The organism is Sphaerimonospora mesophila (genome assembly GCF_001417795.1).
In the GTDB taxonomy this organism is placed as follows: domain Bacteria; phylum Actinomycetota; class Actinomycetes; order Streptosporangiales; family Streptosporangiaceae; genus Sphaerimonospora; species Sphaerimonospora mesophila.
Genome location: NZ_BCBX01000033.1, coordinates 36023 through 50911, shown reverse-complemented (window position 1 = coordinate 50911; position 14889 = coordinate 36023). Strand labels below are relative to the sequence as shown.

Annotated in this window: 12 protein-coding genes; 9 read left to right on the top strand and 3 right to left on the bottom strand. The window is 67.3% G+C overall.

Features of this window, described 5'->3' with window-relative positions; genetic code table 11:
• The first annotated feature begins 29 nt into the window (after nt 1–29).
• The 7 genes from AP234_RS10340 to AP234_RS10310 all read left to right on the top strand — a co-directional run bounded on the left by AP234_RS10340 (nt 30) and on the right by AP234_RS10310 (nt 9909).
• On the top strand, nt 30–1202 hold the full coding sequence (locus AP234_RS10340) for a trypsin-like serine peptidase (RefSeq protein WP_055479392.1): 1173 nt from the start codon (nt 30–32) through the stop codon (nt 1200–1202).
• Between the two features lie 500 nt (nt 1203–1702).
• Nucleotides 1703–2995, top strand: a complete 1293-nt coding sequence (locus tag AP234_RS10335; protein ID WP_055479391.1) for a trypsin-like serine peptidase — start codon at nt 1703–1705, stop codon at nt 2993–2995.
• A gap of 261 nt (nt 2996–3256) precedes the next feature.
• The gene (locus AP234_RS10330; RefSeq protein ID WP_200926386.1) at nt 3257–3892 is read left to right on the top strand and encodes a hypothetical protein; all 636 of its coding nucleotides are present in this window, start codon (nt 3257–3259) and stop codon (nt 3890–3892) included.
• A 427-nt stretch (nt 3893–4319) separates the two neighbouring features.
• Nucleotides 4320–5405 carry a trypsin-like serine peptidase gene (locus tag AP234_RS10325; protein WP_055479390.1) on the top strand — a complete coding sequence of 362 codons (1086 nt, stop codon included), beginning with the start codon at nt 4320–4322 and terminating at the stop codon, nt 5403–5405.
• A gap of 527 nt (nt 5406–5932) precedes the next feature.
• The gene (locus AP234_RS10320; RefSeq protein ID WP_055479680.1) at nt 5933–7234 is read left to right on the top strand and encodes a trypsin-like serine peptidase; all 1302 of its coding nucleotides are present in this window, start codon (nt 5933–5935) and stop codon (nt 7232–7234) included.
• A gap of 212 nt (nt 7235–7446) precedes the next feature.
• On the top strand, nt 7447–8649 hold the full coding sequence (locus AP234_RS10315) for a trypsin-like serine peptidase (protein WP_063842870.1): 1203 nt from the start codon (nt 7447–7449) through the stop codon (nt 8647–8649).
• Between the two features lie 153 nt (nt 8650–8802).
• Entirely contained in the window at nt 8803–9909 is a 1107-nt protein-coding gene (locus AP234_RS10310) for a trypsin-like serine protease (protein WP_055479388.1), read from the top strand.
• A 102-nt stretch (nt 9910–10011) separates the two neighbouring features.
• Here AP234_RS10310 and AP234_RS10305 read toward each other — a convergent pair whose 3' ends face one another.
• Together AP234_RS10305 and AP234_RS10300 are read right to left on the bottom strand one after the other, a co-directional pair.
• Nucleotides 10012–11280: a hypothetical protein gene (locus AP234_RS10305; protein ID WP_200926385.1), complete on the bottom strand. Its 1269-nt coding sequence runs from the start codon at nt 11278–11280 to the stop codon at nt 10012–10014.
• Between the two features lie 427 nt (nt 11281–11707).
• Nucleotides 11708–12892, bottom strand: coding sequence for an NAD(P)-dependent malic enzyme (locus AP234_RS10300; protein ID WP_055479387.1), 1185 nt, complete (start codon nt 12890–12892; stop codon nt 11708–11710).
• Nucleotides 12893–13136: 244 nt separating this feature from the next.
• Between AP234_RS10300 and AP234_RS10295 the strand changes: the two genes are divergently transcribed.
• A complete protein-coding gene (locus tag AP234_RS10295) occupies nt 13137–13664 on the top strand; it encodes a CGNR zinc finger domain-containing protein (RefSeq protein ID WP_055479386.1) in 528 nt (175 codons plus the stop codon).
• A gap of 283 nt (nt 13665–13947) precedes the next feature.
• On the opposite strand, the gene AP234_RS10290 is transcribed toward AP234_RS10295, so the two are convergent.
• Nucleotides 13948–14286: a S24 family peptidase gene (locus AP234_RS10290; RefSeq protein ID WP_055479385.1), complete on the bottom strand. Its 339-nt coding sequence runs from the start codon at nt 14284–14286 to the stop codon at nt 13948–13950.
• A gap of 63 nt (nt 14287–14349) precedes the next feature.
• On the opposite strand from AP234_RS10290, the gene sodN reads away from it, so the two are divergent.
• Nucleotides 14350–14751 carry a superoxide dismutase, Ni gene (sodN, locus tag AP234_RS10285; RefSeq protein WP_055479384.1) on the top strand — a complete coding sequence of 134 codons (402 nt, stop codon included), beginning with the start codon at nt 14350–14352 and terminating at the stop codon, nt 14749–14751.
• The last annotated feature ends 138 nt before the right edge of the window (nt 14752–14889 follow it).

Sequence of the window (14889 nt, the reverse complement as noted above, 5' to 3'; positions counted from 1 at the left end):
AGTACGACAGGACTGTCTTTGACAGCATCATGAAGCGCACCCTCACCTTCGGTGGCGTCGTCGCCGCCACCGGGCTGCTGGCCGCGGGCCTGGGCGCCCCGGCACAGGCAGCCGACAGCGTCGCCGACGTGAACCTGGCCAACACCCCGTACGCCGCTTGGCAGGTGGTCGACTTCTGGTTCAAGGAGAACGCCGCCAACCTGATCAACGCCAAGCCGTACGCCGTCGAGACGACGATTCCGGCCAAGCACGTCTCGGGTGGCGGCCCGGCGGCCGACACCAAGCCGGGTGTGGTTCCTGCGATCGGCGACGAGAAGAAGACCGCGTCGAAGTCGAAGAACGTCAACCTGCCCAAGAGCACGGGCAAGGTGTTCTTCCGCGGTTCCGACGGGCAGCCGCACTGGTGCACGGCGACCTCCGTGCAGTCCACCTACCGCAACGTGGTCGCCACGGCCGGACACTGTGTGTACGACACCGTGACCAACAAGGCCACGTTGGACAGCTGGATCTTCGTCCCGGGTTACTACCAGGGCAAGACCCCGTGGGGCATCTACGTCGGTAAGACCGCGTACACGCACTACGACTTCGACGTGTACGAGGACGGCGACCGCGACTATGCGTTCGTCACCGTCTACAACGGCGTGAACCGTGGTGCCGTCAAGCGGGCGTCCGACCTCACCGACGCCGAGAAGAAGATCGTGGCTGAGGCCGGCCCGGGCAAGCCCCACCCCTTCATCCACTTCAAGTGGAAGGGCACCGACCTCTACCAGTTCCTGACCGACGCGGGTCGCCTCGGTGACAACGTGGGCGGCCAGGGCCTGGCCTACAACCAGAAGCTGGGCAAGAACGTCTTCGTGTTCGGCTACCCGAGCGGCTCGCACCCGGACGGCAACCACGCCTACTCCGGCAAGACCCTCAAGTGGAGCTACGGCAAGACCTTCGCCGCGCAGGCCCCGGCCATCAAGGCCGAGGAGCTGCAGGGCATCAAGTCCTCCTTCACCGGCGAGGGCTCGTCGGGTTCGGCCTGGCTGCTCCAGTACAAGAGCGCCAAGCGGATCGGCTACCTCAACGGCGTGACCATCGGCGTCTCCGACACCGACGGCAACAAGCGCATCGACACCAGCGTCTCCCCGTACTTCGACGGCGAGACCTACGGCGTCTACAAGGCCGCCGCCGCCAACTGGTCCGGCAAGATCGTCTGATCCTCCCACCGCGGAGATCGAGCGATCACCCGTCGGGGGTCCGAACCCTGACGGAACCCAGCTCCAACCGAAGGGCCCGGCTCTCCAGCCGGGCCCTTCCGGCGTTCTCCGGCCGTTTCCCCCCGATCCCGGCGGACCGACGCCATCGGCGGCTCTCAGCCCCGCAGCCGGGCTTAGACGAGACGACGCATCCTCCGGTGCCATCCCACCTGTGTGATTTGCGCCACAGCACGCGACTTCGATCTTGGTGGATTTCGCCGACACCGCACGGCAAGAGGGCTCTTCCACGTCCATTCAGCTGCGGAGATCCCGGACGCGAATCCATTACTGGGACACTTTCGGCCTGTCATCCAGATAACGGGACGATATCGGCCACTGGAGCGACCAACGAGTGCCGAAAGCGGGCCTACCAGGAGCTGATCTCCGCTGTATGGTGCGTGTCATCCCTTTACTGACGTATGGGACGCAAGGGGCGTTCCACGACAGACCAAGGAGTTTCCATGAAGCGCACTCTCGCCTTCGGTGGCGTTGTCGCCACCGCCGGCCTCCTGGCCGCAGGCCTGGCCGCTCCGGCCCAGGCCGCCGGCGACGTCGCCAGCACTCCGCTGGCCGCCACCGGCATCCAGGCCAAGAACATCGCCGCATTCTGGCTCGCCGAGGGCGCGGCCAACCTGATCCAGGCCACGCCGTACAACGTCGAGACCCAGGTCGCCGCCAAGCACGTCTCCGGCGGTGGCCCGTCCGCTGACAGCAAGCCCGGTGTGGTTCCGGCGATCGGCGACGAGAAGAAGGTCGCGTCGAAGTCGAAGAACGTCAACCTGCCCAAGACCATGGGCAAGGTGTTCTTCGCTGACGCGATCAAGTGGGAAGAGCGCCGGGTCGGCGACTACACCTACAGGTTCCCCCGGGCCGTGAACCCGCACTGGTGCTCGGCCACCTCGGTGCAGTCGCAGTACCGCAACCTGGTCGCGACCGCGGGTAGCTGTGTCTACGACACCGCGAGCAACAAGTCCACGATGAACTACTGGGTCTTCGTCCCGGGCTACTACGAGGGCAAGACCCCGTGGGGCGTCTACGTGGGCAAGCAGGCGTTCACGCACTACGACTACGACGTGTACGAGGACGCCGACCGCAACTACGCCTTCGTCACCGTCTACAACGGCATCAAGATGCCGCCGAACGGCTTCGCCGAGGCCTGGCGCATCCTGAAGCACGCCGCGCGCACCGGTGACCTCACCGAGGTGGACAAGTACGTCGGTATGCGGGAGGTCGACAAGGCCACCTACGACGCGTACGTCAAGGAGGGCGTCCTCCCCGCGGCCGAGGTGCCCACCAAGCACGGCAAGAAGTACTACGCGCTGAAGTTCACCGACGCGGGTCGCCTGGGCGACAACGTCGGCGGGCAGGGCATCGCCTACAACCAGAAGCTGGGCAAGAACGTCTTCATGTTCGGCTACCCGAGCGGCTCGCACCCGGACGGCAACTACGCCTACTCCGGCAAGACCCTCAAGTGGTCGTACGGCAAGACCTTCGCCGCGCAGGCCCCGGCCGTCAAGGGCGAGGAGCTGCAGGGCATCAAGTCGTCCTTCACCGGCGAGGGCTCGCTCGGTTCGGCCTGGCTGCTCAACTACAAGAGCACCCGCCGGATCGGCTACCTGAACGGTGTGACCATCGGCGTGGCGGACCGCGACGGCAACAAGCGGATCGACACCAGCGTCTCCCCGTACTTCGACGGCGAGACCATCGGTGTCTACAACGCGGCCAAGAGCCTGTGGTCCGGCTCGATCGCCTAGTCTTCGCCCCCGCGAAGGCACGGTGATCGGCTGTCAGGGGTCCAAACCCTGACATCCCCCGGCTTCACCGGCACAGCTTCACCTGTTTCATCCCAGGGCCCGGCTTCCAGCCGGGCCCTGCGGCTTTTTCCGAAACGCGGGACTTCCCGGCGACAGGTGGTGTGATTCACCTCACACCATCCCATTTCGGTCCCGGTCGAATTCCCTTACCAATCGAAGAAAGAGCGCAGACGCGATCCCCTCAGCTGCGCCGATATTCAATTGCGGGACTTCTTCACGCCTAAGGAGGACACGGGCGTCACCGACGACGGCAGCCTCACTAAGGAGCAGTACAAGGACGCTGTCCCATACTCCCTCCCCTTCTACATCGTCAAGTACCACAAGCGGACCTTCTGGGTGAACTACGGCTTCAAGGCCATCACCACGGAGATCTGGACGTACAAGGCGGAGCGCTACTTCGCGCTCGCACTGAAGGACGTCGGCCGCCTGGGTGACAACGTGGGCGGGCAGGGCCTGGCCTACAACCAGAAGGTCGGCAAGGCGGTCTTCGTGTTCGGCTACCCGAGCGGGTCGCACCCGGACGGCAACTACGCCTACTCCGGCAAGACCCTCAAGTGGTCGTACGGCAAGACCTTCGCCGCGCAGGCCCCGGCCATCAAGGCCGAGGAGCTCGTGGGGGTCAAGTCGTCCTTCACCGGTGAGGGTTCCTCGGGTTCGGCCTGGCTGCTCAACTACGTGAGCAACCGCCGCATCGGTTACCTGAACGGCGTGACCATCGGCGTCTCCGACACCGACGGCAACAAGCGCATCGACACCAGCGTCTCCCCGTACTTCGACGGCGAGACCTACGGCGTCTACAAGGCCGCGGCCGCCCTCTGGTCCGGCAAGATCGTCTGAGTCTCCGACTCCTGAGGCGACGAGCACACGGGGCCCGGCTTCCAGCCGGGCCCCGTCGTGTCTCCCCCGAGCGGCGGCCGGATCCCCCGTACGACAGTCCCGTTTTAGACGGACCAGACCCGGCGAAACGTGCCGCCCGGATAACGTGATTCGCCTCACATCGGCGGAAGGGTGCGAGCAGGATCTTTCCGCGACACCCTTCGCGTCCGGCCCGTCACCCGAGCGTTGATCTGCACGTTCGCCGACCTCGATCCCGGGCCTCGCGATCCGCCGTAGGTAACGGAACGATCTCGACGCGGTCCGGTGCGAACGTCTCGCCGTGAACCGCTTCCCGGCCGCCATGCTCCGGGTAGTGTTCTTTGACGTTTCCTTTACTGACGCTTGGAGCGGAGATGACCGTTCCACGCCAGAGCATGGAGAATTACGTATGAAGCGCACCCTCGTCTTCGGTGGCGGCGTCGCCGCCGCCGGCCTTCTGGCCGCAGGCCTCGTCGCCCCGGCCCAGGCGGCCGGCGATGTGAAGTCCACGAACCTGGCCAATACGAACTTCGCGGCCTGGCAGGTCATCAACTACTGGTGGGGCGAGAAGTACTCCAACTTCGTGAACGCCACGCCGTACAACGTCGAGACCGACGTCAAGCGGGCGAAGCACATCTCCACCGGCGGCCCCTCTGCCGACAGCAAGGCGGGGATCGTCCCGGCGATCGGCGACGAGAAGAAGTCGGGCGGCACGTCGAAGAACGTCAACCTGCCCCGGACCACCGGCAAGGTGTTCTTCCGCGGCGCCGACGGCAAGCCGCACTGGTGCTCGGCCACCTCGGTGCAGTCGCAGTACCGCAACCTGGTCGCCACGGCCGGCCACTGCGTGTACGACACCGTGAGCAACAAGGCCACGCTCGACAAGTGGGTCTTCGTGCCGGGTTACTACCAGGGCAAGACCCCGTGGGGCATCTACGTCGGTAAGACCGCCTACACCCACTACGACTTCGACGTCTACGAGGACGGCGACCGCAACTACGCGTTCGTCACCGTCTACAACGGCGTGCTTCCCGACGGCTGGGACCACAAGAAGCGCCGGATGAAGATCAAGGACGTCGGCCGTCTCGGCGACAACGTCGGCGGTCAGGGCCTCGCCTACAACCAGAAGGTCGGCACGAACGTCTTCGTGTTCGGCTACCCGAGCGGGTCGCACCCGGACGGCAACCACGCCTACAACGGCAAGACCCTCAAGTGGACGTACGGCAAGACCTTCGCGGTCCAGGCCCCGGCCATCAAGGGCGAGGAGCTCATCGGCACCAAGTCCTCCTTCACCGGTCAGGGCGCCATCGGCTCCTCCTGGCTGCTCCAGTACAAGAGCGCCCGCCGCATCGGCTACCTGAACGGCGTGACCATCGGCGTCTCCGACACCGACGGCAACAGGCGCTACGACACCAGCGTCTCCCCGTACTTCGACGGCGAGACCTACAGCGTCTACAAGGCCGCCGTCTCCAACTGGTCCGGCAAGATCGCCTGACGTCCTGGTCCAGGCATACCGGGCCCCGCTGTCGCATCGTTGACGGCGGGGCCCATCGGCGGGACCCGGCTCACGCTTCCCGGGCCCCGCGTTCCCCCGCCCACCGCGGGCGAACCCCACGGTGACGGGTGGAGCACACCTGCGCATGAGTGCCATCGAGGCCCCGGCGGCGACGCCGGGGCCTCGATGCGTTCGCGGGCAGGTTAGACGTCCGGGAAGCGTAATCGGTGCCGGTTCGTCAATGTGATTCAGGCCACATCTATCTCACCATTTGAGATGACGGCGACGGTCCGCCCGAGGCGGGCCCATCGACGCGACGGTGACCCGATCTGCGGATACGTGGATCAAGCGAGTGGGAATCTGACTGACCCAGTCAACATCACGGAAACATCTCACAGTTCACCAAGATCAAAATAGGGTGGGAGCGCTTTCCCTGCCCAAGATCACCCAAGTATGGTCCTTACCATCCCTTTACTGACGTATGGGGCGCATAGCCGTCCCGCGACAGAGCAATGGAGAAGAACCCCGTGAAGCGCTCCCTCGCCTTCGGTGGCGTCGTCGCCACCGCCGGCCTCCTGGCCGCCGGCCTCGCCGCTCCCGCGCAGGCCGCCGGTGACACCGTGGCGGACGCCCCTCTCGCCGCCACCGGTATAGCCGCGCAGAACATCGCGGCGCTCTGGCTGGCCGAAGGCGCCGCCAACCTGGAGTCGGCCAAGCCGTACAACATCGAGACTCCGCTCAAGTCCAAGCACACCTCCGTGAGCTCCCCTGCCGGGGACGACAAGCCGGGCATCGTGCCGGCGATCGGCGACGAGAAGAAGAGCAGCACCGGCACGTCGAAGAACGTCAACCTGCCGCGCACCGTCGGCAAGGTCTTCTTCGCCGACAAGATCCAGTGGGTGCGGGGCAAGCAGGGCCGCCTCTACCCCAAGGCCATCAACGCCCACTGGTGCTCGGCCACCTCGGTCCAGTCGACCTACCGCAACCTGGTCGCCACGGCCGGCCACTGCGCGTACGACACCAAGAACGCCAAGAGCAACCTGAACTACTGGGTGTTCGTCCCGGGCTACTACAAGGGCAAGACGCCGTTCGGCATCTACGTGGGCAAGCAGGCCTTCACCCACTACGACTACGACGTCTACGAGGACGGCGACCGCGACTACGCGTTCGTCACCGTCTACAACGGCCTGAAGATGCCGATCGGCGGCATCAAGGACATCAGCGAGATGGTCAAGGCCGGCAAGTGGGACGAGCTCCAGCAGTACGCCGCCTACAAGGAGGTCGACAAGGCCACCTACGACGCCTACGTCAAGGCGGGCTTCTACAAGGAGTACGTCGGCTACTACACCGTGCCGGCCAAGCACAGCAAGGACCAGAAGGATCACTACTACGTCCTGAAGTTCGCCGACGCGGGTCGCCTGGGCGACAACGTGGGCGGCCAGGGCATCGCCTACAACCAGAAGCTCGGCGCCAACGTCTTCGTGTTCGGCTACCCGAGCGGCGCGCACCCGGACGGCACGCGCGCGTTCACCGGACTGACCGCCAAGTGGTCGTACGGCAAGACCTTCGCCGCGCAGGCCCCGGCCATCAAGGCCGAGGAGCTCATGGGCGTCAAGTCCTCGTTCACCGGTGAGGGCTCGTCGGGCTCGGCCTGGCTGCTCCAGTACAAGAGCGCCAAGCGCGTCGGCTACCTCAACGGCGTGACCATCGGCATCTCCGACCGCGACGGCAACAAGCGGATCGACACCAGCCTCTCGCCGTACTTCGACGGCGAGACCTACGGCGTCTACAAGGCCGCCGCCGCCGTGTGGTCGGGCTCGATCGCCTGATCACCCGGCTGCCGCCGAATCACCCGGCCAGCACAGGGCCCGGCTCCTCCCGCCGGGCCCTGTGCCTTTCCCGGGTCTTCCCCGGCGTCTCCCCTCATTTCCCCCTACCGTCCACCCGGCCGTTTCCGCTACGAAGCCCGCGCGCTGTATGTTCCGATGCGTCTGATGAATGCGGCGGCGGTATTTCAGCGCGAGGAGTTTCGGTGAAGGGCATGCCCCTTTCTGCCCGGGGTGTGGTGGCGTTGGCATTCATGCTCGTCGCGGGCATGCCGGCCCCCGCTCGGGCCCAGGCGGTCTCCGGCGTGATCCCCCGGATGGGCGGCTACGACATCGCCGTGAGCGACATCCTCGCCACCTCGTCTGCGGCCGTCTCGACGGCGTCGTTCTGGCTGGAGCAGGGCGGCCGGGCACTGCTGTCCGCGACGCCGTACACCCCGGAGACCGGAATCACCGCGCAGCGCGCCTTCGACGACGGCCCCGGCCCCGACGGCGAACCGGGCCTGGTGACCGCGATCGCCGGGACGGCGGCGAAGCGGGCCGCCGCCGACCCGGCGCCGAGCGGCGGGAACGGGACCGGGAACGGGACCGGGAACGGCAGGCTCACGAACGGCGGATCGAAGAACGTCAACCTGCCCAGGACCGTGGGCAAGGCGTTCTTCATCGGGGCCGACGGCCGCCCGCACTGGTGCTCGGCGACGTCCGTACGCTCCGATCACGGCAACCTGGTCGCGACGGCGGGACACTGCGTCTACGACGTCCGTCCCGGCACGGCCGCCACCACCCTGCGCAACTGGGTCTTCATCCCGGGATATCGACGGGGCGGCGCACCGTGGGGCGTCTACGTCGGCAGGCAGGCCTTCACCCACCGCGACTTCGTCACCTATGGGGACGCCGACCGCGACTACGCCTTCGTCAGCGTCCACACCGGCCTCGCGCCGCGACGCGCCGGAGCCCCCGACCAGCCCGCGAACCAACCCGCGAACCAACCCGCGAACCAGGCCACGAACCGGCCCGCGACCCGGCAGGAGAACCGGCCGGACCTGACGGACACCGGGCGCCTCGGCGACCGAGTCGGCGGCCAGGGCCTCGCCTACAACCTGAAGATCGGCAGGACCCTCGTCGTCATCGGCCATTCCACCCGCGGCGGCGATTCTCTCGCCTCCTCGTACGGCAGGCCGTTCGGCGCGGCCGATCCCGCCATCAAGGCGACCGGGCTGATCGGTCTGCGGCCCGCCCGTGCCGACGCCGCCGGCTCCCCCTGGCTGGCCGGCTACCGCGGCCCCCGCGGTCTCGGTTACCTCAACGGCCTCACCATCGGCTTCACGGGCTCTGGCCGTACGGCCACCGCCGTCTCCCCCTATTTCGACGGTGAGCTCCACACGGTCTACCAGGCCGCCCGCCAATTCCGGACCTGACGCAAAAAGAATATAGAGGCTAAAACCACCAAAAATCCGTCATCTTCCCTGCCGACAACTTATGTGATGCCGGTTTCTGAGATCCTTTACTGATACATGGGACAAACGAGCTCATGTCCAGCGAACATGTCCATCTCAGGAGCTGCCCCCCTCATGAAGCAGCGTGTGCTACTCCCCGTCGTCGCGGCCGCCGGTCTGGTCGCCGCGGCCGTCACCGTCACCGGCCCGGTCCAGGCCGCGCCCAAGAAGGCCACCGGCATGAAACTCGCCTCGGCTTCCGAGGCGTCCAAGGCCGTCAAGTTCTGGCTGACCGACAGCGGCGCCAACCTGAAGGCCGCCAAGCCGTACGGCCTGGAACACCGGGCCGCACCGAAGCACGTCTCCACGGGCGGCGGCCCGGCGGCGGACGGCAAGCCGGGCGTCGTGCCGGCGATCGGCTACGAGAAGCCGACGTCGGGCAAGTCGAAGAACGTCAACCTGCCCAAGACCGTCGGCCGGGTCTTCTTCGCCATCGACAACGGCCTCTACTCCTGCACCGCCACCTCCGTCCAGTCGCAGTACCGCAACCTGGTCGCCACGGCCGGACACTGCGTCTACGACCTCGACGGCCACTCCGTGGCCGACTGGGTGTTCATCCCGGGCTACTACGACGGCAAGGCCCCCTGGGGCGCCTACATCGGCAAGCAGGCGTTCACCCACCACGACTTCGACGTCTACGAGGACGTCGACCGCGACTACGCCTTCGTCACCGTCTACAACGGCGTGCGGTACGACGCGAAGAAGGACGTGTTCGTCGACCTCGGCCCGCTGGGCAAGAACGTCGGCGGTCAGGGCCTCGCCTACAACCAGAAGGTCGGCGGATCGGTCTTCGTCTTCGGCTACCCCATGCTCGCGCACCGCGACGGCAACCACGTCTGGACCGGTGAGAAGCTCAAGTGGTGCTACGGCAAGCCGTTCTTCCCGGTCCAGGAGGCCTCGGTCAAGGTCGAGGAGCATGTCGGCCTCAAGTGCTCGATGACCGGCGGCTCCTCCGGCGGCCCCTGGATTCTGAAGTACAACAGCGCCCGCCGGCTCGGCTACCTCAACGGCGTCACCAGCCTGGGCGGCGACACCGACGGCAACGGCCGCACCGACACGATCACCTCGCCGTACTTCGACGGCGAGACCTACAGCGTCTACAGGGCCGCCTACCCGCTCTGGTCGGGCTCGATCGTGCGCAAGGACGGCTCGCTCGGCATCACCGAAGTCCCGTCCCGTTGATCCACGCCGTGTGGTTCACAGCGCCGTGATTCACTCCGCTCTGGTGCACAGCGCTTTGGTCCACACCCGCTGATTCACACGGGTCGGCTCACACGGGCCGATTCACACCGCTGCGGCTGGCACGCGGTTCTCCACGGGCCGGCCGCAGCGCTCGATCAGCGCCGCCACCCGCGGCTGCTTCGCGTACGGCGCGAGCCGCCCGCGCAGGTCCGCGACGTACGACCGGGTCCTGACCGACTGGATGCCCTCGGCCAGGTCCAGGGCCGACGTGGCGGCCTCGCACGCCTCCTCCAGCTCCCCCTGCTGGATGAGCGCGGACGCCAGCAGCGAGAAGTTGAACATCTTGCCACGGACATACCGCCCGTCCATCACCAGCGACCGCCTGGCGTGCCGTACGGCTCCGCCCCCGTCGCCCAGATCGCGCAGGCAGTGGGCCGACTTGGCGGCGAGATACGCCTCGTCGAAGTAGCCGATCCAAGTCGGCTCATCCCGTGGCGAACGCCGGTCGAAGGCGACGTCGGCGGCGTGCAGCGACGTGGCGCACGCCGTGCCGTCGCCGAGCCGGGCGAACGCGTGCGCCTCCAGCACCCGGGCCTCGGCCAGCAGCGAGAACACCCCGGAGCGCTCGGCCGCCACCACGGCGGCCCCGGCCAGTTCTAGCCCGTGCCGAGGCTGCCCGATGTAGATCGCCTGGTGGCTCATGCCCGCGAGGATCTCACCCGCGAGGCCGTCATCGCCCGCGCTGCGGGCCAGCCCCAGCGCCTGGATCAGATAGCGCTGGGCGAGCCCGTGCCGTTCCAGGTCGTAGGCCATCCAGCCGGCGAGCCGGGTCAGCTCGGCCGCCGCCGTCGCCAGCGCACGCCCGGTGGCGTCGCCGTACGACCCTTCGCGCAGCAGCGGGGTCACCGCCGTGTGCAGATATCGCACCACCGGCCCGCGGATGCTGCCACCGCCGAATCGGTTGTCCAGCTCCCCGAACGAACGGGTGACCTCCCGGATCGAGGCCACGTCGGAGGCGCCGACGCGGCGCGGACCGTCGGCGGAGAGCCGTTCCGGGGAGGAACTCGTCAGCCAGCGTCCGACCCCCACAGAGCCCGCTCCCAGCGCGAAAGTGGAGTCGATGAGGAACCTGCGCCGCTCGACGTCGGCCCGCCACAGTGCTGTCACGCTCGCCACGCCCTCCTCCCATGAGTGGGGGAACTCCTGCCCGAGGCCGAGAGGTACCGCTCCGCACGACACGCCGAGGCCGTCGTCGGCGCGCCGTCGCACGGTCCTGCGTGAGAAGAACCCGGCCAGCAGGCCGGGCAATCGGCCCGTACGGAACGGCCGGGCATCGGCGGGACACCGTTGCGACGGCGGGGCACTTCGCATCGCTCTCCTCACCAGGACAGGTATAGCCGATAGGTAACGGAGAGCTTTCTTTATAGCACGGACCGTGAACCCTTAAAGGGATTACCAAATGTTCACCGCCGTGAAAACGACCGGGGCCGGTGAGCGGGATGTGCTCACCGGCCCCGGGGTCGCCCGCCGACCGGTCAGCGGGCCGGCGGGATCGATCGATGCCGATTCCATGCCGTTCCGGTCGTTTCGGATCGTTCCGGAACGGGGTTCGGGTCGTCCCGATGGTTCGGGTTGTTTCGGTCGTTCCGGATCGGACCAGTGGTTCGGGTCGTCCCGATGGTTCGGGTCGTTCCGGTCGTTCCGGATCGGACCAGTGGTTCGGGTCGTCCCGATGGTTCGGGTCGTTCCGGCCGTTCGCCGGACGGAGACCGGGATCAGGCCATGCGGATCAGGGCGGTCACTTGCGCGCGACGCCGTCCTCGCGTGCCTGCCGCGCCACGGCGGCGGTCACCGCGGGAGCCACCCGCGCGTCGAACGGCGAGGGGATCACGTACGCCTCCGAGACATCGTCGCCGACCACCTCGGCCAGCGCGGTGGCTGCGGCCACCTTCATGTTCTCGGTGATCGCCGTGGCCCGGACGTCGAGCGCCCCGCGGAAGACCCCGGGGAAGGCCAGCACGTTGTTGATCTGGTTCGGGTGATCGGAGCGGCCCGTGGCCACCACCCGGGCGTGCCGGGCCGCCACGGCGGGCTCCACCTCGGGCGTCGGGTTGGACAGCGCGAAGACGATCGCGTCCGGCGCCATGGAGGCGATGGCCTCCTCCGACACCGTCGACCCGGACAGGCCGATGAAGACGTCGGCCCCGGCGAGCGCCTGCTCGGTCGACCCGGTGAGGCCGAGCTTGTTGCTGTCGCGGGCCAGCGCCGCCTTGACGGAGTTGAGCCCCTCCCGGCCGGCGTAGATGACGCCCTTGGAGTCGGAGACCGCGATGTCGCCGATGCCGGCCCCCATCAGGATGCGGGAGACTGCCACCCCGGAGGCGCCGGCGCCGGCCACGACCGCGCGGAGCTCCCCGAGCGAGCGCCCGGTCAGGCGCGCGGCGTTCTGCAGCGCGGCGAGGACGACGATGGCCGTGCCGTGCTGGTCGTCATGGAAGACGGGAATGTCGAGCAGGTCGCGCAGCCGCTCCTCGATTTCGAAGCAGCGCGGCGCGCTGATGTCCTCGAGGTTGATGCCCCCGAACGAGGGCGCGAGCCGGACGATGGTCTCGACGATCGCGTCGGCGTCGGTGCAGTCGAGGCAGATCGGCACGGCGTCGACGTTGCCGAACTCCTTGAACAGCAGCGCCTTGCCCTCCATGACGGGCATGGCGCCGGCCGGTCCGATGTCGCCGAGGCCCAGAACGGCGGTGCCGTCGGACACCACGGCGACCACGTTCGACACCCAGGTGTAGTCGTTGACCAGGTCAGGGGTGTCGGCTATCGCGGTGCAGACACGGGCGACCCCGGGCGTGTAGGCAAGGGACAGATCATCCGCGTCCCGGACCGGGATGGTGGAACGGACCTCCAGCTTGCCGCCGCGGTGCAGGGCGAAAGCGGGATCCAGGTCGAGAGATTCGAGAGAGACAGGTGAGACGGTCACAGCGACCCCAGTGTCATAAGGACGATTTCCTTCGGTAGACGCCGCAAGGAACGAGGGACCCAGGCTTCGGTAGCCGCCGGAGGCCGTCGTCGATTGACGGTCGTCTCTTGAGGGGGTACGGGGGTCACCCGTTCCCCGATTGTGCCATACGACGGGCACCTCGTCTGGAGGAGGTGTTCCCCTGAAGCCCACCGCGTGTAATACTCAGTCTTATAATTGATCCCTTACGTACCTAGGCGTCCCAGTGGACTTGACGTCATACGCCGAGCTGGCCGTCCTGCTGGTCAACAGGGGCGACGAGCTCAGGGGTCTCACCGAGCTGCGGGAGCTGCTCGAGGAGGCCGGCCGCGGAGAGGCGGCCGCCCGGATCACCCGGAGGGATCTCGACGCCCTGCGGGAACTGCGCGAAGAGCTCGCCGGGGTCTTCAACGCCGCGGCCGAGGGCAACGAGGACGACGTCGTCGAGCGGCTCAACGGCCTCCTGGTCCGGCATCCCGTGCATCCACAGATTTCGGGCCACGAAGGCCAGCGCTGGCACATGCATCTGACCGAGGGCGGGCGGGTGGCCGACGCGCTCGCGGTGGGATCCGTCATGGGCCTGGCGAGCGTGATCACCGGTCTCGGCGTCGACCGGCTCGGCATCTGCCAGGCAGCACCCTGCCGCAACGTCTACCTCGACACCTCCTCGAACCGGTCCCGCCGCTACTGCTCGGAGCGCTGCGCCAGCCGCGCCAACGTGGCCGCCTACCGAGCACGCAAACGCGGCGCCTGACCTCCGCCCCCTCCCCCCAGGCCCGTGATCTTGCGAATACTCGCACACCGGGCCAGGAGCAGGGGTTTCCCGTCCCTGATCTTGCAGTTTCTCGCAGGCCTACCCTCTGGGCAGCGAAAACACCATCCGTGATCTTGCTCTGACAAGTGCAAGATCACTAAACACATAGACGCGGCTCAGGCAACCCGTCTGCGAGTTTCCGCAAGATCACGAAGTTGATCTGCGCAGGCCAGGAGGAAGGCTTGCGAGAAACTGCAAGATCACGGGAATGGGTTGGCGGGGGCTAATCCGGCGGGGGCGGCGGAAACCGCCGGGTCGGCCGGGGCCAGTAGCGCAGGACGACCCGGCCCAGGACATCGGATTCCGGTACGGCGCCGAAATCCCAACTGTCCTGCCGTCCCGGTGCCGACTGGTTGTCGCTCTCCAGCCACCACCCTTCCGGGGTGAGCCGGAACGCCCGTTTGACGATCAGTCCGTGCGGACGTCTGGCGATCACCAGGTCGCCCGGCCTGATCGGCGCGCGGGGCCGTACCAGCAGCAGGTCTCCCGGCCGCAGGACGGGCAGCATGGAGTCCCCGGCGACACGCACCGCGGTCAGCATCATCCCCCTCTGCGTAAGCATTTCTCTACGAGTAAGGTCGGTCTTGGACAGTGCTGTCACCAGCATGCCTAAGGAAGGATTCCGATGCTCGCACGACTGCTGCGACCCAAGCGCGTAGTGTCCGCCCACTGCGACCTGCCGTGTGGGGTCTACGACCCGGCGCAGGCCCGCATCGAGGCCGAGTCGGTCAAGGCGATTATGAAGAAGTACGCCGACAACGACGACCCGGTCTTCCGGACTCGCGCTCTCATCATCAAGGAACAGCGGGCCGAGCTGGTCAAGCACCACCTGTGGGTGCTGTGGACCGACTACTTCAAGCCGCCGCACCTGGAGCAGTACCCCCAGCTCCACCAGCTCTTCTGGGACGCCACCAAGCTCGCCGGCGCGGCCGGCGCCAAGGGTGCCGTCGACCCCGCTCAGGCGGACGAGCTGCTTGCCAAGATCGATGAGATCGCCAAGATCTTCTGGGAGACCAAGGCCGCCTAGTTCAAGCGATCTTCCGGCCCCGCACGATCTCCCGACCCGCGCCGTTCCCTGGTCGAGCGCGGCCGCCGGATCGGGCGGGGCCCTCTCCTGTCGGCGACCACCTTGCCGACTCAGGAAAGACGATCTAGCAGGGAATTT

Coding starts and splice junctions, on each gene's coding strand:
- AP234_RS10340 (WP_055479392.1), top strand. CDS start 30: ATGAAGCGCACCCTCACCTTCGGTGGCGTCGTCGCCGCCACCGGGCTG.
- AP234_RS10335 (WP_055479391.1), top strand. CDS start 1,703: ATGAAGCGCACTCTCGCCTTCGGTGGCGTTGTCGCCACCGCCGGCCTC.
- AP234_RS10325 (WP_055479390.1), top strand. CDS start 4,320: ATGAAGCGCACCCTCGTCTTCGGTGGCGGCGTCGCCGCCGCCGGCCTT.
- AP234_RS10315 (WP_063842870.1), top strand. CDS start 7,447: ATGCCCCTTTCTGCCCGGGGTGTGGTGGCGTTGGCATTCATGCTCGTC.
- AP234_RS10310 (WP_055479388.1), top strand. CDS start 8,803: ATGAAGCAGCGTGTGCTACTCCCCGTCGTCGCGGCCGCCGGTCTGGTC.
- AP234_RS10305 (WP_200926385.1), bottom strand. CDS start 11,280: ATGCGAAGTGCCCCGCCGTCGCAACGGTGTCCCGCCGATGCCCGGCCG.
- AP234_RS10290 (WP_055479385.1), bottom strand. CDS start 14,286: ATGCTTACGCAGAGGGGGATGATGCTGACCGCGGTGCGTGTCGCCGGG.
- sodN (WP_055479384.1), top strand. CDS start 14,350: ATGCTCGCACGACTGCTGCGACCCAAGCGCGTAGTGTCCGCCCACTGC.